This window comes from Oribacterium sinus (genome assembly GCF_963553175.1).
Lineage (GTDB): Bacteria > Bacillota > Clostridia > Lachnospirales > Lachnospiraceae > Oribacterium > Oribacterium sinus_B.
In genome coordinates this window covers 23099-49533 of sequence record NZ_CAUVME010000018.1, presented here as the reverse complement: position 1 = coordinate 49533, position 26435 = coordinate 23099, and the positions used below count along the sequence as shown (strand labels likewise).

Annotated in this window: 23 protein-coding genes and 1 tRNA gene; 5 read left to right on the top strand and 19 right to left on the bottom strand. The window is 44.3% G+C overall.

Going from position 1 to position 26435, the window contains the following annotated elements; genetic code table 11:
• Nucleotides 1–201: 201 nt before the first annotated feature.
• A complete protein-coding gene (locus tag RYO92_RS06620; protein WP_183684165.1) occupies nt 202–1506 on the bottom strand; it encodes an O-acetylhomoserine aminocarboxypropyltransferase/cysteine synthase family protein in 1305 nt (434 codons plus the stop codon).
• A 519-nt stretch (nt 1507–2025) separates the two neighbouring features.
• Here RYO92_RS06620 and RYO92_RS06615 point away from each other — a divergent pair.
• Entirely contained in the window at nt 2026–2601 is a 576-nt protein-coding gene (locus RYO92_RS06615) for an ECF transporter S component (protein ID WP_314329223.1), read from the top strand.
• A 115-nt stretch (nt 2602–2716) separates the two neighbouring features.
• Here RYO92_RS06615 and RYO92_RS06610 read toward each other — a convergent pair whose 3' ends face one another.
• The 5 genes from RYO92_RS06610 to recJ all read right to left on the bottom strand — a co-directional run bounded on the left by RYO92_RS06610 (nt 2717) and on the right by recJ (nt 9141).
• Nucleotides 2717–3403: a hypothetical protein gene (locus RYO92_RS06610; protein WP_315369858.1), complete on the bottom strand. Its 687-nt coding sequence runs from the start codon at nt 3401–3403 to the stop codon at nt 2717–2719.
• 136 nt (nt 3404–3539) lie between these two features.
• Complete coding sequence (locus tag RYO92_RS06605) at nt 3540–4487, bottom strand: alpha-hydroxy-acid oxidizing protein (RefSeq protein ID WP_315369857.1); 948 nt, start codon at nt 4485–4487, stop codon at nt 3540–3542.
• A gap of 140 nt (nt 4488–4627) precedes the next feature.
• Nucleotides 4628–5572 (bottom strand): transporter, encoded by a 945-nt coding sequence (locus tag RYO92_RS06600; RefSeq protein ID WP_314344742.1) that lies wholly within the window; start codon nt 5570–5572, stop codon nt 4628–4630.
• A gap of 568 nt (nt 5573–6140) precedes the next feature.
• Nucleotides 6141–7397, bottom strand: a complete 1257-nt coding sequence (glyA, locus tag RYO92_RS06595; protein ID WP_279287716.1) for a serine hydroxymethyltransferase — start codon at nt 7395–7397, stop codon at nt 6141–6143.
• 28 nt (nt 7398–7425) lie between these two features.
• Nucleotides 7426–9141 carry a single-stranded-DNA-specific exonuclease RecJ gene (gene recJ, locus RYO92_RS06590; RefSeq protein ID WP_315369856.1) on the bottom strand — a complete coding sequence of 572 codons (1716 nt, stop codon included), beginning with the start codon at nt 9139–9141 and terminating at the stop codon, nt 7426–7428.
• A gap of 302 nt (nt 9142–9443) precedes the next feature.
• Between recJ and RYO92_RS06585 the strand changes: the two genes are divergently transcribed.
• Complete coding sequence (locus RYO92_RS06585; protein WP_315369855.1) at nt 9444–10379, top strand: CPBP family intramembrane glutamic endopeptidase; 936 nt, start codon at nt 9444–9446, stop codon at nt 10377–10379.
• A gap of 170 nt (nt 10380–10549) precedes the next feature.
• Here RYO92_RS06585 and RYO92_RS06580 read toward each other — a convergent pair whose 3' ends face one another.
• Nucleotides 10550–12199 carry a helicase HerA-like domain-containing protein gene (locus RYO92_RS06580; protein WP_315369854.1) on the bottom strand — a complete coding sequence of 550 codons (1650 nt, stop codon included), beginning with the start codon at nt 12197–12199 and terminating at the stop codon, nt 10550–10552.
• Between the two features lie 134 nt (nt 12200–12333).
• On the opposite strand from RYO92_RS06580, the gene RYO92_RS06575 reads away from it, so the two are divergent.
• Nucleotides 12334–12777: an RrF2 family transcriptional regulator gene (locus RYO92_RS06575; RefSeq protein ID WP_040648629.1), complete on the top strand. Its 444-nt coding sequence runs from the start codon at nt 12334–12336 to the stop codon at nt 12775–12777.
• Between the two features lie 111 nt (nt 12778–12888).
• On the opposite strand, the gene RYO92_RS06570 is transcribed toward RYO92_RS06575, so the two are convergent.
• Nucleotides 12889–12962: transfer RNA gene (locus RYO92_RS06570), tRNA-Arg, on the bottom strand.
• A 56-nt stretch (nt 12963–13018) separates the two neighbouring features.
• Nucleotides 13019–14287, bottom strand: a complete 1269-nt coding sequence (locus RYO92_RS06565; RefSeq protein WP_315369853.1) for a bacterial transcriptional activator domain-containing protein — start codon at nt 14285–14287, stop codon at nt 13019–13021.
• Between the two features lie 145 nt (nt 14288–14432).
• On the opposite strand from RYO92_RS06565, the gene RYO92_RS06560 reads away from it, so the two are divergent.
• Together RYO92_RS06560 and RYO92_RS06555 are read left to right on the top strand one after the other, a co-directional pair.
• A complete protein-coding gene (locus RYO92_RS06560; protein WP_315369852.1) occupies nt 14433–15119 on the top strand; it encodes a response regulator transcription factor in 687 nt (228 codons plus the stop codon).
• A 56-nt stretch (nt 15120–15175) separates the two neighbouring features.
• Nucleotides 15176–16528, top strand: coding sequence for a sensor histidine kinase (locus RYO92_RS06555; RefSeq protein ID WP_315369851.1), 1353 nt, complete (start codon nt 15176–15178; stop codon nt 16526–16528).
• A gap of 263 nt (nt 16529–16791) precedes the next feature.
• On the opposite strand, the gene RYO92_RS06550 is transcribed toward RYO92_RS06555, so the two are convergent.
• The 10 genes from RYO92_RS06550 to prfB form a co-directional block, all read right to left on the bottom strand.
• Nucleotides 16792–17799, bottom strand: a complete 1008-nt coding sequence (locus RYO92_RS06550; RefSeq protein WP_007156550.1) for an asparaginase — start codon at nt 17797–17799, stop codon at nt 16792–16794.
• 139 nt (nt 17800–17938) lie between these two features.
• Nucleotides 17939–18937 carry an NAD(+) diphosphatase gene (gene nudC / locus RYO92_RS06545; protein ID WP_315369850.1) on the bottom strand — a complete coding sequence of 333 codons (999 nt, stop codon included), beginning with the start codon at nt 18935–18937 and terminating at the stop codon, nt 17939–17941.
• 52 nt (nt 18938–18989) lie between these two features.
• Entirely contained in the window at nt 18990–19850 is an 861-nt protein-coding gene (locus RYO92_RS06540; protein WP_315369849.1) for an IspD/TarI family cytidylyltransferase, read from the bottom strand.
• A 10-nt stretch (nt 19851–19860) separates the two neighbouring features.
• Nucleotides 19861–20877, bottom strand: a complete 1017-nt coding sequence (gene tsaD, locus RYO92_RS06535) for a tRNA (adenosine(37)-N6)-threonylcarbamoyltransferase complex transferase subunit TsaD (protein ID WP_315369848.1) — start codon at nt 20875–20877, stop codon at nt 19861–19863.
• Nucleotides 20878–20987: 110 nt separating this feature from the next.
• The gene (locus RYO92_RS06530; RefSeq protein ID WP_183684181.1) at nt 20988–21908 is read right to left on the bottom strand and encodes a ribonuclease Z; all 921 of its coding nucleotides are present in this window, start codon (nt 21906–21908) and stop codon (nt 20988–20990) included.
• Between the two features lie 3 nt (nt 21909–21911).
• Complete coding sequence (rimI, locus tag RYO92_RS06525) at nt 21912–22352, bottom strand: ribosomal protein S18-alanine N-acetyltransferase (protein ID WP_304070686.1); 441 nt, start codon at nt 22350–22352, stop codon at nt 21912–21914.
• 92 nt (nt 22353–22444) lie between these two features.
• Complete coding sequence (tsaB, locus tag RYO92_RS06520) at nt 22445–23218, bottom strand: tRNA (adenosine(37)-N6)-threonylcarbamoyltransferase complex dimerization subunit type 1 TsaB (RefSeq protein WP_315369847.1); 774 nt, start codon at nt 23216–23218, stop codon at nt 22445–22447.
• A 119-nt stretch (nt 23219–23337) separates the two neighbouring features.
• Nucleotides 23338–23772: a tRNA (adenosine(37)-N6)-threonylcarbamoyltransferase complex ATPase subunit type 1 TsaE gene (gene tsaE / locus RYO92_RS06515; protein ID WP_315369846.1), complete on the bottom strand. Its 435-nt coding sequence runs from the start codon at nt 23770–23772 to the stop codon at nt 23338–23340.
• 161 nt (nt 23773–23933) lie between these two features.
• Nucleotides 23934–25184 (bottom strand): homoserine dehydrogenase, encoded by a 1251-nt coding sequence (locus RYO92_RS06510; protein WP_315369845.1) that lies wholly within the window; start codon nt 25182–25184, stop codon nt 23934–23936.
• 41 nt (nt 25185–25225) lie between these two features.
• Nucleotides 25226–26362, bottom strand: coding sequence for a peptide chain release factor 2 (gene prfB, locus RYO92_RS06505; protein WP_007156559.1), 1137 nt, complete (start codon nt 26360–26362; stop codon nt 25226–25228).
• Nucleotides 26363–26435: the final 73 nt, after the last annotated feature.

Below are 26435 nucleotides of genomic sequence, written 5' to 3'. Positions count from 1 at the left end.
CGGATTCGGGACTTTAACCCGTTAGAAACGTGCGCCGCTAGGCGCACAAGCAAAGGCAGATGGCTTTTTTCTACCATCTGCCTCTTCCTTTTTACAAAGCTTTCTTCCAAGCCATGTCGGTTTATCAACCCTACTAAAAAACTTTAATTTTTAGATTTCTTCTATAGTTTTTGCTTTTCTACTATTATAAGGAAACCTAGCTTAAATTGCCTTAAATGCTTCCTCTAAGTCTTCAATAATATCCTCCACATTTTCAATACCGATGGAAAGACGTACGGAGTTCTCCTGAATGCCCTGGGCCAGAAGCTCCTCCTTGGTTCCCTCGGAGTGGGTGGTGGATGCCGGGTGAATCGCCAAAGACTTTACATCCGCTACATTTGCCAATAAGGAGAATAACTCCAGATTATCAATGAAATCCTTAGCGGTTCTTTCATTTCCCTTAACTGTAAAGGTGAAAATAGATCCGCCGCCGTTTGGAAGATATTTCTTATAAAGCGCCTGCTGAGCCGGATCTGTGGATGCTGCAGGGTGAGAAACGGATTCCACCTTCGGATGCTTCTTTAAATATTCCACAACCTTTAAAGCGTTATCTCTATGACGCTCTACACGAAGGGCAAGGCTCTCCAAGCCCTGAATCAATACCCAGGCATTGAATGGAGAAATTGCTGCTCCCTCATCACGGATGGTGATGGCACGAAGGTAGGTTGCGATTACCGCAGGGGCTGTATCTACTGCAAAGCGAACGCCGTGGTAAGAGGGGTTTGGCTCGGTAAGCCATGGCCACTTCTTGCTCTTAGCCCAATCGAATTTTCCAGCATCTACCACAAGTCCGCCCAAGGAAGAACCGTGTCCGCCGATAAACTTTGTTGCGGAGTGCACCACGATATCTGCACCGTACTCGATAGGACGAATCAGATAGGGGGTTGCAAAGGTGTTGTCCACAATCAAGGGAAGACCATGCTTATGAGCAAGATTTGCCCAAGCCTCAATATCAACGGCATCTCCGTTTGGATTTCCTAAGGATTCAATATAGAGTGCCTTGGTGTTCTCCTGAATTGCCTTCTCCGCCTCAGCTAAATCTGTGGGAGAAACAAAGGTGGTTTCCACACCGAACTCCGGGAAGGTATGCTTTAAGAAGTTATAGGTTCCTCCGTAAATGTTCTTTGCGCTGACAATGTGATCCCCATTGTGCGCCACAGCCTTAAAGGCATAGGTCACTGCCGCTGCACCGGAAGCCACCGCCAAGGCTGCCACACCGCCTTCTAAAGCCGCTACTCTGGCTTCCAAAACGCCCTGGGTGGGGTTGGTTAAACGACCGTAAATGTTTCCGGCATTTCTTAAGGCGAAACGATCTGCCGCATGGTCGGAATTATCGAAGACATAGGATGTGGTCTGGTAGATAGGTACCGCTCTTGCCCCGGTTGCCGGATCCGCCTGCTCCTGTCCTACATGAATCGCCTTGGTATCAAATCCAAAGTTTCTCTCGTTTCTCTTCTTAACTCCCATTTTATTTTCCTCCTTATACTCTACACAAGCTTTCCGATGTTTTAAAACTTTCTTTCGGAAGCTTTCCTTCAGCTTTTTTCTTACTGATACTTACTGATTCTTACTGATTCTTACTTACATCTTGCAACTTGCAACTTGCTTTTTGCTACTTACTTTTTGCTGCTTTCTTCTTACTTGCAGAAGATTTTCTTGCTGAAGCTATACTAGCATTTTCTGAAATTCCTGTATAATACAAGAGTTTTGGATTTGGCTATAGTTTCTGCTTATAGCAAATGCTTTTATCACTGTTCCCTCTATGCCGATAAGGGTCTACTTATCACTACAGTAAAAACTTAGGAATAGCAAAAGCTTCAAAGTACTGTATATCTCCATTCTGGTCTTATATTTTTCTTTTAAATTGGATATTTTTATAAGTTCAGACTTATCTTATTCTCAGTTTATAAACAAAATGAAGTTTTAAAAATCACTTTATCATCTTCATTCTTTTTCCCAATATCTAAGTTTCAGGAGGAAATCATTATGCACAAGACACAAAAATTAACTCTTACTGCCCTATTTGCGGCATTATCCTATGCTGTATTCACCTTCTTACAGATTAAAATTCCTATCGGAGCGGATGCCACTTCTATTCATTTGGGAAATGCGGTAGTAGTCATTGCAGCGCTGGTTCTGGGCGGTCCCTTAGGCGGCTTTGCCGGAGCTCTGGGAATGACCATCGGAGATTTACTGGATCCGGTATATATCACCTATGCTCCTAAAACCTTGATTTGTAAAATGGTCATCGGCTTAATTGTAGGCTTGGTTGCCCATAAGTTAGGAAAGATTCAGGATACAAACGACAAATCCAAAATTTTTAAATGGGTTTTACTTTCTGCCGTTTGCGGACTTTTTGCCAATGTGATTCTGGATCCCAGCATCGGCTATTTCTATAAGCTCTTAATTTTAGGAAAGCCTGCTGCGGAACTGTCCTTTAAGATTAACCTGATGGCTACAGGAATCAACGCTATCACTTCCACCATCGTTTCCGTCTTTGTCTACATGGGACTCTATCCTATCCTCCGGAAACAAAATATGGATACTTTGCGTCTCGCATAAAAAACAAGATACGAAGCATCAATATTTGCCACTATATTTTTCCATTATCCCTCCTTTGGGAAATGCCTAAAGTACTCCTGAATCAGCCTTTACGCAACAAAAAACTCCTCATACCCTATCGGGTGAGGAGTTTTTTATTATCCGAAAATAAATTTTTGCCCTTTTGTAAAGCCAAAGCAAGCAGTGCATTGCCAAGTAAAATCGTTATAATCCAGAAAATGGTTTTTCCTACAGACTGCTCTCGGATTTTCAGAAAGCTGTAAGGACCGGAAACCAGCCCCATTCCATTTAAAATCAAAAGAGGGATGGCATACAGCAATGTTACTCCCAGAGCCTTTCCTATCACAGATAGAGGCAGGGAACGCTTCTCTTCCGGAAAGAGAAAGAGAAAAATGGAAAGAAAGGGACAAAGCAGGTGACTGAAAAATCTTGTTCCACCCAAAAATTCATGGGCAAATCCATTCTCCGGTCCCAGCACCAGGAGCACCACGAAGAAGGTCAGGGCTAAACACACCGAGGAAATATAGCGTAAAACAGACAGGAAGGAAGGAAATGTCCAGCTCTCTCCTTTCCCCTGCAAGGCCTTACTGAGCACACCCTTTCCCTCTTGATTTTTTCTTTGTAAAAGAAAAAAGAGCATAAACGCCGAGCTGATTCCGCAAAGCAGGTTGGAATCCGTCGTATAAAAACGAAAGGTTCCCAGTCCGTCATCCTGCAATCCGTGCAATACTACGATGCATTCCAACAGTAGCAAAACAAAATGCCCCAGCATTAATCCCTTTTCTCCGGTCTTTTTTTCCATCCCTTACCCCTTCTATTTTCCGCTTGCTATTCCGGAAATTTCCATTTCTCTTTTTTGCTGATCTTTTAGAGAATTTGCATTTCCCATTTTACTTTCTATACCAAAGCTATTTGATTGCTTCCCGTTCTTCTCCTTATTAGCAAAGATACAAAACACCGGCATCAAAGGAATCGCAGTCCTTCACTCCGGTATACATCATCATTTCCCGAAGCTCCTCCTGCATATTTTCTACCTTGGAAATCACTCCCTCTGCCCCATGGGAAAGGAGGGGTTGCAGAATCCCCCTACCTACGGAAACCGCATCCGCTCCTAAGGCCAAAGCCTTATAGGCATCATAGCCGGTATCCATGCTGCAATCCACGAAAATCTGCATCTTACTATCCTGTAAAGCTTCCTTGATTTTCGGTAAAATCTGTAGAGGAGCAATGCCGAAGGGAAGTCTGCCGTGATGGTGAGAAACTACAATAGCGGCACAGCCTGCTTCCTTTGCCTTCAGTGCATCCTGAACGGAAAGCACGCCCTTTGCCACAAAGGGTAGCTTGGCATAGGCTACAAAGTCCGCTAAATCCTTGCTAAACACCGGCCCCATAGGAATTCCGTCTACCACATCATAGAAACCGTCTGTTCCCGGCACATGGTCAATGTCGATTCCCACCGCTACGGAGCCATGTTCTACAGCATAGTCTATCTCTTCCCGTATTCTTCCATGATCCGCAAATGGCTTGATAATCCGCACTGTATCGGGATTTTGGGCAACAATCTTTCCATAATCTTCATTGTCTTCCATACCTACCCAGTTAAGGGCATTTAATTCCTTCGCCGCTGAGGCATACTCCTCCATAGGGGTTCTTCCATTTTCCAGTACCTTGTTCAAGTGGGAAAATGCCGGCATCATAATGGGAGAGGCATATTTCTTTCCAAAAATCTCCTTCTCCAGGGTGACCTCTGTACTGTCTATCACCCGCATTTCCACATGAATCCGATCCAAATAGGCTCTGTTGTATCGGTTGGCATCCTCTGCATTTCCACTGGTCACCGGAATAACTCCCGGTCTTCCCGGCCATGGGCTATTGTTCATTTCCATAAAAATCTCCTTTCAAAATCACTAAGTATAACGGTATACATTTACCCGGCTTGCATTAGAAAGCTTTTCCACTCTTCAAGGATATCTTATTTGGCTTTTAGAACTCTCTATTCTTTCTCTTAAGCAGTGTCCTCCAAGCTTTAAACTACCGGATAGAATAAAACCAAAAGGGCATATGCGGCAAGCGCAATCAGTAAAAATAAGGAAATAAAGGCGGAAACGAATTCCTCCTGCTCCTCCTTTTGTAAAAGTCCTTTAATTTGTAAAGGTACAGGAAATCCTGTAGGACAAAGAAAGTACAGAATGACACCGAAGGAAAAAATTCGATTTTGCATTTGCTCCTTAAAAAGCAGGAAAAACAGCAGAATGATGCTTCCGCAGAACAAAAGACGGATTCCTGCCAAAGTAAATAAAGAAGCTAAAAATCCTTTGTGCAGCTTCATGCTATAGCCAAGGCTAAACAAAATCAGAGAGCCGATGGGGACGGTCAACGCTTCCATGGTATTGTCAAAAACAGCCTTTAGACCTGTATTTTGCATAAGGACTTGATGCAAACCGCTGGCATTCATGCATACTCCGAAAAGCACCGCAAGGATAAAGGAGCTGGTAAATATTTTCCTGGCAAAGGGCAAAAGCTTCCGTTCTCCTATACTTTTATTCATTAAAATCAGGGGCACAAAGATAAAGTTAATCAGGATTCCCGCGATATCAAAGGGAATTAAATTGGCCGTATAGCTCTTCCCCACCACGCTGATATACAAAGGCAGTGCCACTGCCCCGCCTTCGCAGGTTAAGCACAGGAAGGGGGCAATCTCTTGAAAGTCTCCCGGTAAAAGCTTGGAAAGCTGTCCTCCCAGAAAGTAAACCAGCATCCAGATAAAAATCAAGAAAATGATTTCTAAAAATACGCCCTTTTCCAGATTTGTTTCCACCATAACCTGATAAATCAGGAAAGGAAACAAGATATCCAGCGCAATTCGCTTTGCTCCCTCATTTTGTTCGTGGCTAATCCAAGCTCTTCTTCTGGCGTGACCTCCCAAAAATAGCAGGAAGAATACCGGAAATATCACAGAAACCGCTGCCATTTTCCCTCCTTGTTTTATAAAAGCCCAAAGGCTCTTGTTTTCGTTCCATTGAAAATTTCCAGCCTATCATATGCTTTACCTTAAAAAAATGCAAGTATATGAAAAGGGACTTAAAAAAACAAAATTAAATTTCTACGCAATACAGGTCTGATAAGGGGCACGCTTTCGCTAAGTTCGCCTTCATAGTGCAGAACTGTAGAATGATAAAAAGCTACGCTTCGAAGCTGTATGGATATGAAATCGGGCACGCTCCCGCTAACCTCGCCACGTAGCGGATACTAAGCGAAAAACACAGTACCTGTGTTTTTCGCAAGTACCGACGGGCTCAGATTGCCCTCTTTCATAACTATACAGCTTCCGTCGCTTTGGCTTTGGATTTCTACAGTTCTTCTTTTCGAAGGCTTGCTACATGCTCAGATTACCCCTATATCAGACCTGTAGAGCGTAGAAATCCACTAAAAGTTTTGTTTTTTAAAGTCCTTTTGATAATCATATAAAAGAAGAAGAGCCGCTGCATAACGGCTCTTCTTATGAATTGCTTTCTTTATGTTTTTAAAGTAAAGCTGTATTACTTTCCTTCATAAATAGGATGTGCATCGGTTAATGCTTTCACTCTTCTTGCTACTTCTTCCTTACTGCTTTCAAAGTCTGTAGCTACCTTGTAAAGGCATTCTGCAATCTCCTTCATATCCTCTTCTTTAAAACCGCGGACAGTAACTGCGGGAGTTCCGATTCTTACACCAGAGGTTAAGAACGGAGAACGGGGATCATTGGGAATTGCATTCTTATTTAGTGTGATGTGCACTTCATCACAAGCATTCTGCAGGAACTTTCCGGTAACATCCTGGAAGTTGGTTAAATCCACCAGCATCAAGTGGTTCTCCGTTCCGCCGGATACCAGCTGGAATCCCTTGTCCAGCATAGCTGCAGCCAATGCCTTCGCATTCTTCGCTACCTGCTGCTGATATTCTTTATACTCCGGCTTTAAAGCTTCCCCAAAGCAAACTGCCTTAGACGCAATTACGTGCTCTAAAGGTCCGCCCTGCACACCGGGGAATACGAACTTATTGAAGTTGTACTTCTCTGCTACTTCTTTACTGGATAAAATCAAACCGCCACGAGGTCCTCTTAAAGTCTTATGGGTGGTTGTGGTAGTAACATGAGCATAAGGAATCGGGCTTGGATGCACGCCTGCTGCAACGAGACCTGCAATATGTGCCATATCTACAAAAAGGATTGCGCCGCAAGCATCGGCAATCTCACGGAAACGCTTAAAGTCAATGACTCTTGGATATGCGGAGGCACCGGCAATAATCATCTTCGGCTTTTCTTTTAAAGCAATCTCCATTACCGCATCATAGTCAATATAGCCTTCTTTGGTAATTCCATAAGGAATGATATTATAGTAAAGTCCCGAGAAGTTTACGGGTGAACCATGGGTTAAATGACCGCCGGCATCCAAACTCATACCCATAATCTTGTCTCCGGGCTTACAGATTGCCATGGTAACTGCCATATTGGCCTGTGCACCGGAGTGGGGTTGAACGTTTGCATATTCACAATGGAATAATTCTTTAGCTCTTTCGATAGCAATAGCTTCTACTACGTCTACGGCTTCACAGCCTCCGTAATAACGCTTTCCGGGATATCCCTCCGCATACTTGTTGGTTAATACGGTTCCCATAGCCAACATTGCGGTAGTGGAAACAATATTCTCAGAAGCAATCAACTCGATGTTGTTTTGCTGTCTTTCATACTCTTCCCAGATTCCCTTCCCCACCTCAGGGTCATGTTCTTGAATAAAATTCATGATTTCTTTGATCATTCACGCCTCCTTTTCATCTGAATATTCCTTAATCTTCTTTCCAAAAATACTCAGAAACCACCACTTGAAGTTGCTTTATGTTGTTGTACACCTGAATCTTTGGATAGTATAACAGATTAAATCTATTTCGACTAGATTTTTTGTTCAAAAATTTTTCTCCGTCCTCAAAGAGTACTCCCTCCACTCGTATACCTTGTTCATCTTCCAAATATAATTTGATGGCATTTTTGTTTTTTCCCACAATTTTATAATCCTTTAGCAAAACATTCCTTTGAGCAAAGGCAGGCTTTTCATTGCCTCTTCCGAAGGGTTCCAAGCGGGACAAAGAACGAACAAAGTCCTCTTTTAGATAGGAGAAAGGTAGGACCACATCAATCCAGACCTTCTCCTCCAAATCCTCTGCCTGAAGCTTTGCATTTTGCAGGAGAGCCTTCTTTAGCATAGAAACATTTTCCCTTGCAACGGAAAATCCAGCAGCCATGGGATGACCTCCGAAGCGTAGCAGCAGTTCCTTTTGTTCCTCCAGGCGTTCCGCCATAGGATAGCCGGGAATGGAACGTCCGGAGGCTTTACAACTTCCGTCTTCCCCATTGGTGAGGATGAAGCAGGGACGATAATAGGCTTCTCGGATTCGCCCCGCCACAATTCCGGCAAGACTTTCATGTAAATCGGGAAGCACCAAAAACAGCAGCGGCACATCTCCTTCCTGTTCCGCCAGCGCCTTCGCTTCATCCACCCCTTTTTTCGTCATTTCCTTTCGTTCTTCATTTAAAACCAGTAGGTGAGCCGCCTTTTCCTCTGCCTTCCCTTCATCCTCCTCCAGGAAAAGAGAAAGCGCCAGCATCGCACTTTCCAAGCGACCTCCCGCATTGATGCAGGGGCCGATTTGAAAACCGAGACTATAGGAGGAAATTTCCTGCTCCGGCAAAATATGGCACTGCTTTAGAAGGGCCTGCATTCCGATATTTTGAGTCTTTTGCAAATGGGCCAGGCAATACTTTACGATAACACGATTTTCTTTTTGTAGAGGCATTACATCACAAACCGTGGCAATGCCGGCAAAGCAGGCCAATTCTTCTAAAAGATCTAAGCCCTTTTGCCGTTTTTCCAAAAGCATTTTCATAAGAAGATAGCAAACCATGGCTCCGCAGATTTCTTCATTAGGATACTTACTGCCCTCTCTTTTGGGATTCACCACGGCAAAAGCTTCCGGAATCCTTTTCTTTCCGTCCTCATCTCTTCGTAAATCATGATGATCCGTAAGCAATACATCCATACCGTAGGCTTTTGCTTTCTCCATGGCGGAAAATGCGGAAATACCGTTGTCACAGGTAATCAGAAGGGTAATCTCCTCTGCCTTTGCTTCCTCGATAATCTGCTCGTTAATTCCGTAGCCATCTAAAATTCTATGGGGAATCACCACGGAAAGCTGCTCTTTGGAGAAAAAAAGGGAAAGGGCCTTAGCCAATATGGTAGAAGCACAAACGCCGTCCACATCATAGTCCCCTACAACCCGAACTTTTTCTCCCTCTTTCATGGCTCGCTCCAGGCGATTTAAAAAACGGATGCTGTCCGGCAAGAAAAGAGGAGAGGGAATCTCTTCTCCCTCCAGAAAATTTCGCATTTCTTCTTCTGTTGTTAAATCTCGATTCCGAAGAATGCGAACCAGGACCGGATCCAGAGATAATTTCTCTCCCAGCTCCTGAAAATCTGCTTTTTTCCCGTATACAAACCACTTTTTCATTTTTTTCCTTCTTTATTCAATCTTATTTTGTCGATGCATCTCATTATGAAACTTTATGCTGTATCTCCGGGTGTACCGCTCTGCTTCTATTGCTTTCCCGACTGCCCCCCGTCTAAAGCCTACACTCTCTCCTATTCCAAATCCTTAAATTAATTTGCGGAAGCATTATTTTTCTTGTATAGTAGGAAAAGTAGATTGTCTATTTTGCAATTATTTTCCAACTACTTTCGAGAGATTTTATTGTATCGCTATTCGGAAGAAATTAGAAGAATTTAAACTATACAAACAGAAATGGAGAAACGATGAGTCTATTAGAAATCAAAAGAGATTTAAATAAGAGCGCCTTAGCCCTTTTGTTATATGTATTGTCCGTGCAGATTTTAGCTGTACTTTTGGTGCTGCTTCTGCCTTTAACTAAGATTCCTTTACTATCAGATCAATACATCTGCATGGTCATTTCCGTGGTCATCAGCTATTGTCTTTTGAATAATATCTTTCCGAAAGAAACAAGCGCAGAATCAACTAAAGAAATAAGCACAGAGCCAGATCCTGAAAATGCAAGATTTAGCGTTCTGTCTTTCCTGCACTATTTCATGCTTTTCCAAGCCGCCCAGTGGATAGGAGGAATCATCAATTATCCGATTATAACCCTCTTTACCAAGCTTGGCTTAAACCTGTCTTTTTCCGAAGAAGCGGCAAGAGGGGGAAGCCTGACGAATGCCCCTATGCTGTTTTATACGATTTTGGTGGCTCCTCTAATGGAAGAACTGGTTTTTCGCGGAGTCTTTTATCACCGCTTCCGTTCCTACGGAAAATATTTTGCAGCCTTCTGCACCGCATTTTTCTTTGCTTTAATGCACAGCAATTTCCTGCAATTTGCACCGGCCTTCAGTATGGGCATTATTCTCTTCTTTATCAGAGATCGTTACGGCCTTCCCTATTCCATCCTGCTGCATTTCAGTAATAACCTTTTGGCCATTGTGGTAAACAACCTGTCTCAGGGTTCAACTCTGATTCAGGGCATCTACAGTCTATTCCTTCTTGCCGGTTTGGGATATGGCATCTACTATGTTGTAAAAAATAGAAAAAGCCTGGCAGAAGACAGACAATACGAAAAGGAACACTCCCTTTCCTTAAAGCAATTCTTTTCCTCTCCCATCTTATGGGTAGATATCGTCCTGATGGTGGCGCTAGCCTGTGTGAGCCTCTTTGTTCCTATGGATGCAGGAGCGATGTAAAAACAATTGTTATACAGTATAAGTCTAAATTCGGGCACGCTCTCGCTAACCTCGCCTCGTAGGGGTACTAAGCAAAAAATGCATTTCATTTGTTTTTTGCAAGTACCCACGGGCTCAGATTACCCTCATTCAGACCTATACTGTATATTTTTTTATTTTTACATCACCTCTTACTTTCCAAAGAGGGTTTCCAGAATGCCTCTGCCAAAGGCGGCCCCGATATTTCCTCCCAGGCGTCTTCCCAAACCTTTTCCAAAGACGGATTTTCCGATACCGGAACCGATTTCCCGGCCGATGGAGCCGGAAACGGAGCGTCCCACCGATTTCATTACGGTCTTTTGCTTACTCTTTTCCTTTTCCAATTCTCGTTCCTGACGAAGGCGTTCCTTTTCTTCTTCTTTTTCCTTAAGTCTTTGTGCTTTCTCCTCTTCCTTTTCCTGCTTAGCTCTTTCCTTCTCCTCCGCCTTTTCCTGAAGAAGGCGATTTTTCTCTGCTTCCTTTTCCTCTAATTCCTTCTGGAAACGCTCCTGCTCTTCCTTTCCCTTTCTATGCAAGAATTCATAGGCGGAATCCCGGTCCACTGCCTCTCCGTAGCGAATATAGAGGCTTGAAGCCTTGATGGCTCTATCCTGATCCTCCGGACTTGCCTCTCCCAGATAAGACTGGGGCGGGAAAATCTTTGCCTTTTCTACAATAGCGGGACTCCCGTCCTCCTGCAAACAGGAAATCAAGGCCTCTCCCGTTCCCAGGTTCTCCAATACCTCCTCGGAGGAAAATGCAGGATTTTCCCGGAAACTGTCTGCTGCCGCACGAATCTTCTTGCGTTCTGCCGGTGTATAGGCTCTTAAGCCATGCTGAATCTTATTTCCGCACTGAGCCAAAATGGCATCCGGAATATCCGAGGGACTTTGGGTAATATAATAAATGCCTACGCCCTTGCTTCGAATCAAACGGGTGATTTGGTTTAATTTTTCCAGTAAGGCCTTGGGCGCATCATCGAAAAGGAGGTGCGCTTCATCAAAGAAAAAGACAAAGCGGGGCTTCTCCAAATCTCCAACCTCCGGAAGCAGTTCATAAAGCTCCGATAAAAGGTAAAGCAGGAAGGTGGAATACAGCTTCGGCTCTCCCATAATTCTCTTGGCATTGAAAATATGGATAATCCCCTGTCCCTTCTCATTTTGCCGGAAGAAATCCTTTACATCCAAAGCAGGCTCTCCGAAGAATTCCTTTCCTCCCGCCTCTTCCAAGGCTACTACGGAACGAATTAAGGCATTCAAACTCTGGGTAGGCAGATTTCCAAAGGAAGCACTGTACTCCTTGCTGTTTTCCGCCACATACTGCAATACGGAGCGAAGATCCTTGGTGTCAATCAGCAAAAGCCCTTCCTCATCCGCAATCCGAAAAACAACGCGCAAAATATCACTCTGCACATCCGTACAATTCAGCACTCGGCTTAAGAGCAATGGTCCCATCTCCGAAATCGTGCAACGCAAGGGAATCCCTTCCTCCTTTGAAAGAGCAAAAAGCTCCACAGGGAAGCCCTGATAACGGAATTCCTCCTCTGTAAGCTTGCATTCTTCTCTTCTCTTTTCAATCCCTTCGGAAGCTTCTCCCGGCTTTAATAGACCGGATAAGTCTCCCTTTACATCGGATAGAAACACCGGAATTCCCAGGGAAGAAAACTTTTCCGCTAAAACTTTTAAGCTTACCGTCTTACCTGTTCCCGTTGCTCCGGCTATAAATCCGTGACGGTTAATTTTATCGGAAAGAATAGAAATTCTCTTTCCTTCTTCGTTTATGGCAAAAGCAATTTTAGACATAGGCTCTCCTTTTTGTGAAATCAGTAATGCCATTTTACTAAAAAACCATTCTCTTGAACATTGCTTTTTTTAATAAACTTGTCAAAACTCCCAGTGCTATGCTAGGATATAAAAAAGCTATGGAGGAAAAGAATATGATGATTTCAACCAAAGGCCGTTATGCCTTAAGTACCCTGATTGATATAGCTGAACAGGAAAAGAAAGGAAATCCCGTTTCTATTAAAGAAGTAGCGGAACGACAGGGAATTTCCGTGAAATATTTAGAGCAGATTATAGCCCTGATGGTTAAGGGAGGCTTTTTAAAGAGTGTCCGGGGAGCCAAGGGAGGATACCTTCTTTTAAAGGAAGCAAAGGATATTTCCGTGGGAGATATTTTAGATGCCGCAGAGGGAACCCTCTCCCCTGTGGATTGTGTGAAAGAGGGAAGTAATTGTGAAAGGTCTGCCAGCTGTCCCACCTTCCCCTTATATAAGGAAATAGACGAAGCCATCTATGCCGTAGTGAATCGCTATAGCCTGGAGGATTTACTGCAATGCAATTCCAAAGGAAAGCTGGAGCATTGTCCAAGTAAGAACTAAGAAAAGAGAGAATCCAAACAAATCTTATAGTGCTGATTTAAAACGATATATCCTGCATTAGCTGAGCATTAGGAACTAAAAAAGACGATGAATTTCTTCATCGTCTTTTTCTGCGTGCGACAGGATTCGAACCCACGACCTTCTGGTCCGTAGCCAGACGCTCTATCCAGCTGAGCTACGCACGCTTGCGAAACGCAAGGAATATCATAGCAAAGCTTCATTTTCCTGTCAAGCACTTCTTCTAAATCTCATCCACTGCGCCGCTTCTCTCCAAGATTCCGGGAATCTCTGCAAGAGACACAATACGATAACGGAACTCCGCACGAGAGCCTGCCAGCTCCTTTAATCTTCTGGAGATTCTCTGGTAAATGATGGCACAGTCTTCTCTCTTGGTTCCAATCAAAAGAATCAGATACTGGGAGGAAGAATACTTGGTGTAAACGTCTCCCTTTCTTAAGCCTTCGGATAGAGACTGCTGTAAAATCTCGGCACGGGTATTCAGCTTATCCTGATTCTGGATGGGCTTTCCTTCATAATCCACCAAGGTGCAAAGCATCATAAAGATGGAAGAGCCTCTTCTTTCCAGATTTCGTCTAAGCACATGATAAACGTCAATAAAGCTGGTGAAGGGGCAAAGGTAAGCGCCAATCTTTCTGGTTCCCATCTCGCTCTTCAGCTTTTCGTCCTTACGAACAATGTTGGCCTGAATCTGACGGATATCATCGGTTACCACCCGGACATTGTCGGAAAGTCTTTCATAGCAAGCCCGTAAAGCATCGGGAATGGGTACTTCCAACTCATCCTGATAGTAGTGAGCGCACTTCATGTACAAATCGTAGGCCGTCTTATAATCCTTCTTCAGAATCAAAGCATCAATCATCTCGATCTGCCATCCGTTGTCCGGATAGATTTTATTGGCCTGATCGTACATCAAGAAAAGCTCTTCGTATTCTTGATGCTCACGGTAATAAGCTCCCAAGAATTCAATCACTTCATCATAAAGGCGCTTTAGGCGAACGCTTTCCAAGATTACCCAGTAATCTGTAGCAAACTCCGGCAATAATTCACCCTTGTATATCTTAAAAGCCTTCTGATAGTAAGACAACTTCTTACTCTCTTCCTTACTGTTCTTCGCCTTTAAGCAAATGTCTTCGAATTCCTGCACGTCCATGACGTAATCATACTCAGGAAGATACTCCGGTGCATAGATTCCTCTTTTTCCGTCAATAATCTTCTTTCCGGGCATCCCCGCCTTCTTCAACTGGGTTCTCGCCTGGTGGAGCAGGTTATTCAAGCTGTTGTTTTCATCCAAAAGGGATTTGTGACCGAAAATTCCATCAATCAAATCTCTTTTGGAAATGCCCCCCAGCCCTCTTAAGAGGACAATTTCGGTGAGCTTTAGGAAATTGGCTTTATTGTTATTTCCTAAGTCCAACTGCTTATCTCCGATGTAAAGAGAAAAGCCACCCAGCATCTCTACATAAATTCTACTTTTCTTTTTCGCTTCCATAATCGTCCTTTATCAAAAATACCATTTGTTCCTGCCTATTTTAAGATTTTTTTCATCGCTTGTAAAGCTTTAAAAGGATAAATATTTTGGCTTTTTTCAATATTTCCTGTATTATACTAGGAAAAACGGAAAAAAGGAGACTCCTATGCGAATTTTATTAGTAGAAGACGAGAAAATTCTATCCAAGAGCATTAAAATGATTTTGGAGCGGGCGGAGTATGAAGTGGATACTGCTTATGACGGGGAAGAGGCTTTGGAGTATGCCAAAACCGCTATTTATGATTTAATGATTTTAGATGTGATGATGCCCAAGCTGAACGGTTATCAGGTGGCAAAACAGCTGCGTAAAGAAAAAAACGGTCTGCCTATCCTGATGCTTACCGCCAAAAGTCAGCTGGAGGATCGTATCGAAGGCTTGGAGGGAGGTGCTGACTACTATCTCACCAAACCCTTTGACAAAAGAGAACTACTGGCCTGCATCTCCGCCTTATTGCGAAGACAGGGACAGGAAGTGAACAGCTTAAGCTTCGGAGATTTAAGTCTGGATTTGGATAGTAAGGATCTTTCTTCCGGAGCACATAGTCTGAAGCTGTCCAAAAAGGAATTTGAACTGATGCGTATGCTTTTACAAGGGAAAAATCAAATTCTAAGTAAGGAGCAGATTCTCCAAAAGGTTTGGGGCTATGACAGTGATGCGGTGGAAAATCATGTGGAGGTTTATATCGGATTTCTCCGAAAAAAGCTCAGACTTTTGGAAAGCAGGGTTAGCATCCAAAGTCGTAGAGGTCTGGGATATTTTCTGGCAGAGCAGGAAGAGGGCAAAGAGGAGTAAAAAAGCTTAGAACTTTTCTTAAAAAAAGCGAATAAGTAAGGTAAGAAAGGAAAGTAATGAAAAAACAGAAAATTCGTATTATGGCACTCCTCTTTTTGCTCTTTACGGTGATGCTACTGATATTATCCTTCACCAACTTTAACTATAGTAAAAAGGCCCAGGAGGAGCAAATGGATATGGAGCTGGAGCAACTGATGTTCCCCGGCTTTCGAAACGGACATGAAGCTCTGCCCAGTCGCTATTTTTCCTATGTAATTTTGGAAATTGGTGAGAATAACGAAATCACAAGCCAGCAAAGTTCCCCGGCCTGGGACTATTCTTCCTTTGATTCTCCTCCCTCCGAGAAGGGTCCGGAAGGGCAGGATTCGGATTTTTCTCCGAAAGACAGAAAGACTAAACAAAAGGATATTCCTTCGGAAACAACTACAGAAACGAGTTCTTCAAAAACGAATGCTAACAACGAAGATATCTACACCGATGATAGCTCCAAAGTCTTAAATACTATCGTGAAGAAGATTTTGAGCAAAGGAAAAAGCTCCGGTACAGTCTATCGTTATAAGCTTCGTTATCTTCTTAAAGAAGAAGGACAAAAAACCTTAATTTTAGGAGATTATCAGAGAGAACTAAACATGCTGAACAAGCAGGCTCTCTCCACTGCTCTTCTCGCTCTGGTACTGATTCTGCTTTTCCTCCCTCTGGATTATTTCTTTTCCACCTGGGCCATCCGTCCCAGTATTCAAGCCATGGAAAAGCAAAAACAGTTTATTTCCGATGCCGGTCATGAATTAAAAACGCCATTGGCTGTTATCGCCGCTAATCTGTCCCTTCTGGAAGACCAGAATTTAGCTCCGGAAACCGGTGATTTTGTTCAGAACATCGCTGTAATGAGTAAGAAAATGCAGGGATTGGTGGAAAAGCTTTTACAGCTTTCCCGTTTAGAGCAACAGATATTCACCTACGGAGAAATGGATTATTCCCGAAAAGTGGCTGAAATCTGCCTACAAATGGAAGCTCTGTTTTTTGAAGAAGGAATGGAATTAGAAGTTGACCTAGAACAGAATATTGTCTTAAAGCATGCTATAGAAAGCCAGGTGGAAGAGGTTTTACGAATCTTTTTGGATAACGGACGAAAATATGCGGATAAACCCTCTACCCTCTTTGTAAAGCTTTACAAAGAAAAAAATATGGCCATCCTTTCCGTGGACTCCGCGGGAAGAAGCTTGAGCAAGGAAGAATTCGAAAAGATTTTTTCCCGCTTTACCCGACTGGATGAGGCCAGAAGCCAAAGCGAAAGCTTCGGTTTGGGGCTATCCATCGCCAAGGAAATCGCCGCCAACCACAAGGGAAAAATCTATGGCTACGGGAAGAATGGCAGGAATTGCTTTGTCCTTGCCCTCCCCTTACAGTAAAGAAAATAGGATGTGAAGTAAGGATTTCACGTTGCTTTCCGACAAAACAGCTTCGCTTGGGGGCACGCTCTCGCTAAGTTCGCCCAACGGGTAGGGTACTAAGCGAAAAACTTCCTTTCGGTCGTTTTTCGCAAGTGCCCACAGGCTCAGATTGCCCCTGCACCGAAGCTATTTTGCATGAAAGCAAGGGCTACAGAATCTTTTGCTTCGCATCCTATTTATTTTTTGCGTAGCGAAAAAAGGGCATGGAAAAGCAATTCCTGCTATTGCACAGCACAAAGAATATCATTGTTTATGGTGGTGTAGAACTCCTTCTTTAGGCCGGGATAGTCCCCTTTGTACTTGGCCATCAGGTACATTAATTTGGTAATGGTGGCTTCCAAGGTCATGTCATAGGCTTCTAAAAGCTGGAAGTCTTTTTTTATCTTCTGTCCCACTTGGTAAATCTCCATGTTGGAGCCTTCGTTTACCACCTGAGTGGCCATAACGATGATTTTTCCTTTTTTCTGCCACTTCTCCATTTCCTTATAAAAGACTTCCTGCATACTTTCCGGAATACCGCCTACCCCGAAGCTTTCCATGACGATACAATCATAATTTTCAAAGAGGTAGGAAAGCATCTCCGGTCTGGTACCGGGAATCAGCTTTAGAACACAGATGGAATCATCCAAATCCAAATGGAATTCCACTGCCTCTCTCAGGGGCAGGTAGGGGATATATCGGATGATTCTGCCGTCCTGCATTCTGGCCAAGGTAGGAAAATTCACACTTTGAAAGGCATGGAAGGAACGAGCCATCATCTTCTTTGCTCTGGTACCGGAAATCACGTTGCCGTTAAAGAGAAGAACCACATTTTCCGAATAAGGGTCACAGGCGTAGCGCACGCTGTCCAGAAGATTCATCTTGGCATCGGTACTGTCCTGATTGATAGGCTTTTGGGAGCCGGTGATGACAATAGGCTTTCTGGAATACTGTACCATATAGCTTAGCGCCGCAGAGGTGTAGGCCATGGTATCCGTGCCGTGTAAAACCACAAAACCGTCATAACGGTCATAGTTTTTTTGAATACAAGCCCCCATCTCCCGCCAGATCTTGGGCTGCATATTGGTGGAATCTACATTGCAAAGCTGAACAATGGAAAGCTCGGCAATCTTCTGTAGCTCCGGCACAAAGGCAATGATTTCCTCTGCACTAAGGGAAGGACTCAGACCATCCTCCGTTTGCTTGGACGCAATCGTTCCTCCTGTGGCAATTAGCAATACCTTTTTCACCCGTTTCTCCTTCCGTGTAAAATCTACTTCTGTTCTATAAACCCGTTTTATTTCTCTTTTTTTATAAATCCATTTTACTGTTCTATTTTTTACAAATCCATTTTACTGTTCTGTTTTTTTTGAATTCCCCTTTTAGGATTTATATATTTAGTTTTCCTTCTTTAAAAGTCCGCATCATCTCATTGGTTAGGCTAAAATCATTTCCCTGTAACTCCACCTCATCTCGGCTTAGCCAGACCGCTTCGGAAAGCTCTTCCTCATCTCGAATAATCTGAACCTCTCCCGTTGTCGTAAAAGAAGCCTTTTCCTCATCCACTTTTGCATAATATCCCAGGAGCAAATCATCCGCCATTCCCCAGGGTTGGGATTTATAATACTTTACTTCCTTAATGGGAACTCCGGTTTCTTCCATGGCTTCCCGAATCGCCGCTTCCTCCGCAGTCTCGCCAATCTCGATAAAGCCTGCCACAAGGGCGGGCAGATAGCTTAATCTGTTAGCATATCTTGTGCAAAGGATTTTATCCTTATGAATGATTCCCACAATAACCGCCGGCATAATCTTCGGATAGAAGACCTCCTGACAGTTGGGACAACGCATTGCCCGTTCTCTTTGATCCTTCTCCATCTTTGTGCCGCAGACGCCACAATAACGGTGCTTTTGGTAAAAATGAAAGAGATGCATCCCTGTATTGGCTAAAAACAGCAGTGACTTTGGTCCCTTAAACTCCCGACGCAGCTCTTCCAAGGAAAGATATTCTCCGAATTCCACGAGTTCTTTCAGCAGATAATAATCTTGTCCGTCCAAAGAAAAAAGGTAAGTAAAGGATTTTCTCCAGTCATTTCCCATGGCCTGCTCTCCCTTTCGGGATAAGGCATTTTCCTGTACTTCCTCTTTTTCCTTGGGAAAGGAGTACAAATACTCTTTGATTTTATAAAAGGAAAAGCCCTCTCCCTCCGGACATCTTAGGCTTAAACCGTCTCCACTCATGATAGCATCTGAAGAATCCACCTTTTTTCCCGACCCTCTTTTAACCAAAACCGATTTTCCCGAAAAGGAAAGGAAATAATCCTCTTTCCCGGGCTTTTTTTCAGGGTGATATTGATTTTGAAAATGATGTTGTCCCAGGTCTTGAATCATCTGGCTTTATCCTTTCTTACGCTATTGTCTGATTTAAAACGATTTCATGTTATTATTTATGATGCTCTTCTAAAAATTTTAGGTAAATCAAATCTTCAGGCACCGTAATTTTTTGGTTCTTCTCTTCCCCTAAAACCAAGTAGGGCTGTTCCTTGCTAAATGCCTCCACCATCATGGCATCATCCGTAATGGATAGCCCCTCCTCTTTCTTCTCTATGAAAGTCTTATAGGCTTTCCAAAGTAGGGGAAAGGAAAAGGCTTGAGGAGTCTGAATCCTATAAAGACTGCTTCTATCCACGCTTTCCTGCACAATACCCTTCTCCACTCGCTTAATGGTATCTGTCACCGGAAGTCCCGGAATTACCGCCCCATAGGACTTTCGAGCTTCATAGATTCTTTCGCATAGGTCTAAACTAAACCAGGGCCGTGCCCCGTCATGGATAAAAAGAGAGAGCTCGGTTTGAAGAATTTTGCTTTCTCCATGCTCTATCTCCTGCTCTTTTCTATGCTTTTCTCTATTCGCTTCCCTATTTTTCAAAAACTCCAAGGCGGAGTAAACAGACCAGTAGCGCTCTGCTCCCCCCTCAATCAAGGAAACTGCTATGCCTTCCTGTGGAAGCGGAGAAAATGAAGAAGTGAGCTCCTCTTTACACTGTGCCGATTCTCCTTCTAAGAACCGAAGCCCCAGCTCTTCCCTCCATTGCTTAAGTTCTCCTTCCACCCTTTCTTTATCTTCCTTGGAAAGAATCAAAAGGATTTCTTTGCACCTGTTCCAGCTGCAAAACTTTTGCAGGGCGGAATAATATAAAGGCTTTCCCTGAAAAGGCAGAAATTGCTTTTTTTCCTTGCATCCCATGCGGCTTCCTTTTCCGGCCATCAGAAGGATGACGGTAATTTCTCTTTGATTTGGCATTCTTCCCTCCCTAGCCTTCCGTTAAATCCAGGGATGGATAGGCATTCAAAGAAGCCTCCCCTCGTTTTCCTGCCTGATAATCATAGTAGGCTGCTGCTGCAATCATTGCCGCATTGTCCGTGCATAGCACAGGGCTTGGGCAGTAAAAGCTTAAACCGTGAGCCTTCGCCTTCTCCTCCATCTTCCTTCTAAGACAGCCGTTTGCGGAGACGCCTCCCGCCACAGCCATTTTGGATACCCCTAAATCCAGAGCAAGCTGTAGGCATTTTTCTGCCAAGTCCTCACAGACTCCCTCCTGAAAAGAGGCACAAAGGTCTGCAACACTTATTTCTTCTCCCAACATTTTCTTATGGTTTAGCTCATTTAAAACCGCAGATTTTACGCCGGAGAAGCTAAAGTCATAGGGGGTATCCAGTTTTGCTTTAGGAAAATGATAGGCAAAGGGGTCTCCCTCTTTCGCACTCTGCTCCAGCTTTGGGCCTCCGGGATATCCCAGTCCCACGGCTCTGGCAATCTTGTCGAAGGCTTCCCCCGCCGCATCATCTCTGGTTCTTCCATAGATTTTGATTTTTCCGTAGTCTTCCACATACAGTAAATGACTGTGTCCACCGCTGGCCACCAGGCAAACATAGGGAGGAATACAATCTTGATGAGCAAGATAATTTGCCGCAATATGTCCTTCAATGTGATGTACCGGAATCAAGGGTTTCTGAATGGCATAGGCCAGAGCCTTGGCTTCGGAAACTCCCACCAAAAGGGAACCTACCAAGCCGGGGCCGTAGGTTACCGCCACCGCCGTAAGATCGGAAAAACTTTTTCCCGCCTCTTCCATTGCCAGACGAATCACCTCATCAATCTTTTCCAAATGATTACGGGAAGCAATCTCAGGCACCACTCCGCCAAACTCCGCATGTAGAGCCACCTGAGAGGAAATCACATTGGAAAGTACTTCCTTTCCGTTTTTTACTACTGCCGCTGCGGTTTCATCACAGCTGCTTTCGATTCCCAGAATCAAAACATCTTCCATAAAACTGTACTCTTTCTATATTTCCTAAATTCAGAATCTCATCACACAGATTGTTATAATCTTCTTGTGTATTGAATTACCCTATCCTGTTCTTTACTTCGTTTTCAGCTTTATTTTCCTTCTTCCTCTTCTTCAAAGGAAATGTCCTTACTCCAAGCATCCCTGGCGAATTTCACCGGAAAAATATGGCTGAACTTATCCTTATACTGCTCCGGATAAACTTCCGAAGGAGAATAGTGGGTAAGCCACATTTCTCTAGGCTGAGCTTCCCGTCCTAAGATGGCTGCCTCTTCCATAGTCATGTGCTTATGCTTTTTGGCATTGGAGAGTTTATCCTCCTCCCCGTACATTCCTTCACAGATAAACAAATCCACATCCTTCGCCTTTTCGGCTATTCTGGGAATCGGTCTGGTATCGGTACAATAGACCACGGAAATCCCTCGTCTTGCCTCTCCCATGACCATATCCGGGGTAAAAAGACTGCCCTCATACTCTACCGCTTCTCCATGTTGCAGACGATTCCAGCAGGAAACCGGAATTCCGGCCTCCCTTGCCCGCTCTACGGAAAATTTTCCGGATCTGGGAATAGTGATTTTATACCCAAAGCATGGAATACTGTGTTGTACCTTAAAGGCCTCCAGCTGAAAGCTTTCACAGGAAAATCTCTGCTCTTCTTCCTGAATTTCTATATATTCGATGGCAAAGGGCAGTTCCGGCGCAATGCTCCGCAGCCCATTCACAACCCTGGCCAGTCCCTTGGGACCGATCATGGTCACCGGTTTGGTTCGCTCCGCATTTCCCATGCTGAGAAGCATTCCGGGAAGTCCGGAAATATGGTCCGCATGGTAGTGGGTAAAGCAGATGGTATCAATGCTATAGGGGCTCCATCCCTTCTCCCGCATGGCAATCTGGGTTCCCTCTCCACAATCTATCAAGAGACTGGACCCGTTACAGCGTAACATTAAGCTGGTGAGCCAGCGCTTGGGTAGGGGCATCATTCCGCCGGTTCCCAGTAAACATAATTCTAACATAATTTATTGTATCGTCCTTTCCATGAGGATGGCATCCTCTTCCGGGTCTCGGTAATACGCCTTTCTTTTGGAAAATGCCCGAAATCCCTCTCGTTCATAGATTACCCTGGCAGGGGAATTGCTTTCCCTTACCTCTAAAAATATTTTCTGAATAGCTTCCCGATCTCCGATAGAGAGAATTTCCCGAAGCAGTTGCTTCCCAAAGCCCTTACCTTGATGCTTCTTCTTCACGGCAATGCTCTCCAACTCTCCTTCTACGCCTAAGACTCTCAGAATTGCATAGCCCAAGATTTCCTCTTCCTCCGCCAAAACTATGGCTCTATCGTATTTTCCCTCTACAGCACGGAGGAAATCCTGCCGAGAATAAGCCATACTGCCAAAAAGAGCCTGATCCATCTCCCAAATCTCTTCCACATCCCGTACTTCCATGTATCGAAAAAACATTTCTCCTCCTTGATTGTAGGCAATGAGTGGTAATTGCTTTTTCCAAGCAACTTACTTGATTCTTTGGTGGATTCCATTCCACTCAGCCCATTTTATTCGTGAATCGGGTAGTTCTTCGCAATCAGCTTATCCTTGGTTTTCCCTAAATCCTTGTAAGCCTCTTCCTGCACAATCTGAAAATCCTTTAAAGCTCCTGCTTCCTTTTCTCTTTCCGCCTGAGGCTTCCTTAAATACTCCAGATGAAATCCTGCTTCCAATCCTTCCGCCTTTTTCTTTTCTCCCAGTAAAGCCAGGGAAGCGGCTCTTTGCAGGGCGTTCTGGGGATTGGGGAACAGGCAACGTTCCTTTCCCAGACTCTCTTCAATCTGCTTTCTATAGGGAAAAATGCCGTCCCCCAAGAAAATCTGCTGCCCTTCCTGTTCTTTTGCAAAGGCAAGAAACGCCTCAATACTCACCGCCCTTTCAGGAGAAATGCACTGCCCCAAGCGGTAAGATGCGGTATACACCTGCCCTCTTCTGGCATCTAAAAGCACATGGATGGGATTTTGTAAAAAACTCAGATTTTCCTGCAACATTTCCAGAGTGCTGATTCCATAGAGGGGAATATTTCCGGCTAAAGCCAGTCCCTTTCCTGTTGCCGCTCCGATTCTAAGACCGGTAAAGGAGCCCGGACCCTTGCACAGGAAAATCTGATCCACCTCTTCTAAAGAAACCTTGCAATGCTCCAAAAGACTGATACAAAGAGGCAGTAAAGTTTCAGAGTGAGTGAGCCCGATTTGTAAATCCATCTCCCCTAAAATTTCTCCGTCCTTTACAAGACAAACCCCGGAAACTCGTCCGGAGGCATCTAAAGCTAAGCTTATCATTTTTTATCCTTTTCTTTCATAGATTACGCTATTTCGCAGATTACTCTATTTCATAGATTGCTCTATTTCCTATTCTCTGTTAAAGAGTTTTTCCACAAACTTTCATAGTTTTTCTTACTCTACTTCTCTTTATCGCTGTCTTCTATGCGAATTTTCCGAAAGGAAAATCCCTGACTTAAATCCTTCTCAATATAAATCCATTTGGCTTCCGGAGGAATATCCTCCCTGACCTGACTGGCCCATTCCATTAAAGCAATGCCCTCCCCGGAAAGCATGTCCTGAAAGCCGATTTCCCAAAGTTCCTCCGGATCTACGATACGGTAGAGGTCGAAATGATAGAGCTTTTCTCTCCCCTGATATTCCTTCACTATGGTAAAGGTAGGGGAATCTACATTTTCCGTAACCCCCAAGCCCTTGGCAAAGCCCTTGGCAAAGACGGTCTTTCCTACCCCAAGGTCTCCCTCCAGGCAATAAATCTCGCCTTTTTTTGCCTTCTGTCCCAGGCGAAAGGCCAACTGATAGCTCTCTTCCTCACTATTGCTAATCCACTCCATTCCTTGCTCCTATTCACAAAAAACGCTGGTGCCTTAGACGCCAGCGTTTCTTTTTATTCTTACCCGATGGCGTAGGCAAGACCTATGTCATCGAGCTCCATACAAGCGATATTCCCAAAAAGAAGCTCTCGTTTCTGCTGCGGCTAGCCGACGATATCTTCTTATTCCTCTGAACCGGAATTTACACGAAGGTAGTGGAATACTCTCCTTCCGGTTTCATCCTCGAAGGCGGAAAGACGAGCCAGAAAATCTTCTTCGAAAAGAATATCGGAAATGATGGCAAATTCATCCTTTCGTCCGGGAAGAACATGAACCTTTACCTTTCCATCCTCTACGAAGTAGCTCTTTAACTCCTTCTCAATTCCTTCTTCCGTCCCTTCAACGCGAAGAAAATAACGGAAAGCATTTCCGCCCATGGGCTCTATTTCAATCATTTTATCGGACCAGCCGATTCCCTGGAAATTACTTTTATGACGCACTGCCGCAATAATATCGGAAACTACCGCACTGGCAGTAGGCAGCTTACCGGCTCCCATGCCGTAAAGCATGGTGGTTCCCAGACAGTTTCCTACGATACGAATCCCGTTATACACTCCATTTACCGGATAGAGAGGATCCTGCTCCTCCACCATCATGGGGGCTACATAAGCAAAATACTTGTCCTCCACAGTCTGTACGGAACCCAAAAGCTTAATGCTGTATCCTAAGGCCTTGGCGTAAGCCATATCAATATCACTGACATTACGGATTCCTTCCGTGTAAATGTCCTCGTGGCGGCAACGATTGCCGGAGGTCATGGAAAGGAGGATGGCAGTCTTTCTGGAAGTATCAAAGCCGTCGATATCCGCAGAGGGATCTCTTTCCGCATAGCCCAGTCTTTGTGCTTCCTTCAAGGTGTCCTCAAAGCTGGAGCCTTCCTCCCTCATCTTGGTTAAGATAAAGTTAGTGGTACCGTTTAATATACCGGTGATTTCTGTCACATTTTCCCCGGCATAGTTATGATAAAGGGTACGAATAACCGGAATTCCGCCACCTACGGAAGCCTCGAAATAGAAGTTACAGTTATGCTCCTTAGCAGTTCGAATCAGCTTGGAACCGCAGGCATCCACCACCGCCTTGTTAGAGCTTACCACATGCTTACCCTTTTCCAGACAGCTTTTAATATACTCGTAAGCCGGATGAATTCCTCCGATGGATTCTACCACAAGCTCCACTTCCGGATCATTTTCAATGACGGAAAAATCTGTAGTGACCAAGGCATCCTCCACACCGGGAATATGCTCTTTTCTGGCCAGAATGTACTTTATTTCAATACCTTCTCCGCCCTTTTTCTCAATCTGTGCTCTGTTCATATCCAGCACTTCTTTCACGCCGGATCCGATGGTTCCGTAGCCCATGATAGCAATCTTCATCTCATTCGCCCCTTTCTTCTCCTAAGAAACTTTTCCCTGTTTTAGTCATTTCCCGCAATCTTTCGATCCGGACAGCCCAACTGCATCCACTTCAGATAAGCGGAAATGAAACGATCGATGTCTCCATCCAAAACCGCATCCGTATTGCCGCTTTCTTCCCCGGTACGCAGGTCTTTTACCATACGATATGGCTGTAAAACATAAGAACGAATCTGGGATCCCCAGCCGTTATCCTTCACTTCTCCTCGAATGCCCGCAAGCTTCGCTTCCTGCTCTTCCTTTTCCTTCAGATAAAGCTTGGTCTTTAACATCTGCATGGCCTTGTTTTTGTTCTGAAGCTGAGAACGTTCCTCCTGACAGGCTGCCACAAAGCCGGTGGGAATATGAATCAGACGAACTGCAGAGGAGGTCTTGTTAATGTGCTGTCCACCCGCACCGGAGGCACGGAAAACCTCCATCTTAATGTCCTCTTCCCGAATCTCAATATCGATATCCGTCTCAATATCCGGCATAACGTCACAGGATACAAAGGAGGTCTGTCGCTTTCCCTGGGCATTAAAGGGGGAGATACGCACCAGACGATGAATGCCGGACTCGGAGCGAAGGTAGCCGTAGGCATACTCTCCCACCACTTCCATAGTTACGGACTTAATGCCGGCCTCATCCCCGTCCAGATAGTCTAAAATCTTCACCGTAAAACCGTGGCGTTCCGCCCATCTGGTGTACATTCTGTAAAGAATGCCTGCCCAGTCATTGGCTTCCGTTCCGCCTGCTCCGGCATTTAAACGAAGGATAACATTCATGCTGTCATATTCTCCGGACAGAAGGAGGGTGGTATTCATCTGATCCAATCTTTCGGAAAAGCTGTCCAGTAATTCCCGAATCTCCGGAATTACGGAATCATCATTTTCCTCTTTCCCCATCTGAATCAGGGCTTCAATATCCTCATAATTGCCTTTTAGTGCGGTAAAGCCTTCCAGCTCGTCCTTCAAATGTCTCGCCTCTGTGGAAAGCTTGTTGGCCTTCTCCGGATCCCCCCAAAAATCGGGTTCCTCCATCATACGGTCCAACTCTATGATTCTTTTTCTCTTGGTATCCAAGTCCAGGGCAGCTTCCAACTGCTGCAAGGGCTCTTCCTTGGAGGAAAGTTCTGATTTAAATTGATCAAACTCGATCACAGAGGCTCCTTTCTCATGCTCTTCTTACTATTTACTCTATTGATTCTTGCTTTTGGATCTTAATTCTTACTGC

Excerpts from the sequence above, each read along its gene's own strand:
- RYO92_RS06620 (WP_183684165.1), bottom strand. The coding sequence starts at position 1,506 with ATGGGAGTTAAGAAGAGAAACGAGAGAAACTTTGGATTTGATACCAAG.
- RYO92_RS06615 (WP_314329223.1), top strand. The coding sequence starts at position 2,026 with ATGCACAAGACACAAAAATTAACTCTTACTGCCCTATTTGCGGCATTA.
- RYO92_RS06610 (WP_315369858.1), bottom strand. The coding sequence starts at position 3,403 with ATGGAAAAAAAGACCGGAGAAAAGGGATTAATGCTGGGGCATTTTGTT.
- RYO92_RS06605 (WP_315369857.1), bottom strand. The coding sequence starts at position 4,487 with ATGGAAATGAACAATAGCCCATGGCCGGGAAGACCGGGAGTTATTCCG.
- RYO92_RS06600 (WP_314344742.1), bottom strand. The coding sequence starts at position 5,572 with ATGGCAGCGGTTTCTGTGATATTTCCGGTATTCTTCCTGCTATTTTTG.
- glyA (WP_279287716.1), bottom strand. The coding sequence starts at position 7,397 with ATGATCAAAGAAATCATGAATTTTATTCAAGAACATGACCCTGAGGTG.
- recJ (WP_315369856.1), bottom strand. The coding sequence starts at position 9,141 with ATGAAAAAGTGGTTTGTATACGGGAAAAAAGCAGATTTTCAGGAGCTG.
- RYO92_RS06585 (WP_315369855.1), top strand. The coding sequence starts at position 9,444 with ATGAGTCTATTAGAAATCAAAAGAGATTTAAATAAGAGCGCCTTAGCC.
- RYO92_RS06580 (WP_315369854.1), bottom strand. The coding sequence starts at position 12,199 with ATGTCTAAAATTGCTTTTGCCATAAACGAAGAAGGAAAGAGAATTTCT.
- RYO92_RS06575 (WP_040648629.1), top strand. The coding sequence starts at position 12,334 with ATGATGATTTCAACCAAAGGCCGTTATGCCTTAAGTACCCTGATTGAT.
- RYO92_RS06565 (WP_315369853.1), bottom strand. The coding sequence starts at position 14,287 with ATGGAAGCGAAAAAGAAAAGTAGAATTTATGTAGAGATGCTGGGTGGC.
- RYO92_RS06560 (WP_315369852.1), top strand. The coding sequence starts at position 14,433 with ATGCGAATTTTATTAGTAGAAGACGAGAAAATTCTATCCAAGAGCATT.
- RYO92_RS06555 (WP_315369851.1), top strand. The coding sequence starts at position 15,176 with ATGAAAAAACAGAAAATTCGTATTATGGCACTCCTCTTTTTGCTCTTT.
- nudC (WP_315369850.1), bottom strand. The coding sequence starts at position 18,937 with ATGATTCAAGACCTGGGACAACATCATTTTCAAAATCAATATCACCCT.
- RYO92_RS06540 (WP_315369849.1), bottom strand. The coding sequence starts at position 19,850 with ATGCCAAATCAAAGAGAAATTACCGTCATCCTTCTGATGGCCGGAAAA.
- tsaD (WP_315369848.1), bottom strand. The coding sequence starts at position 20,877 with ATGGAAGATGTTTTGATTCTGGGAATCGAAAGCAGCTGTGATGAAACC.
- RYO92_RS06530 (WP_183684181.1), bottom strand. The coding sequence starts at position 21,908 with ATGTTAGAATTATGTTTACTGGGAACCGGCGGAATGATGCCCCTACCC.
- rimI (WP_304070686.1), bottom strand. The coding sequence starts at position 22,352 with ATGTTTTTTCGATACATGGAAGTACGGGATGTGGAAGAGATTTGGGAG.
- tsaB (WP_315369847.1), bottom strand. The coding sequence starts at position 23,218 with ATGATAAGCTTAGCTTTAGATGCCTCCGGACGAGTTTCCGGGGTTTGT.
- tsaE (WP_315369846.1), bottom strand. The coding sequence starts at position 23,772 with ATGGAGTGGATTAGCAATAGTGAGGAAGAGAGCTATCAGTTGGCCTTT.
- RYO92_RS06510 (WP_315369845.1), bottom strand. The coding sequence starts at position 25,184 with ATGAAGATTGCTATCATGGGCTACGGAACCATCGGATCCGGCGTGAAA.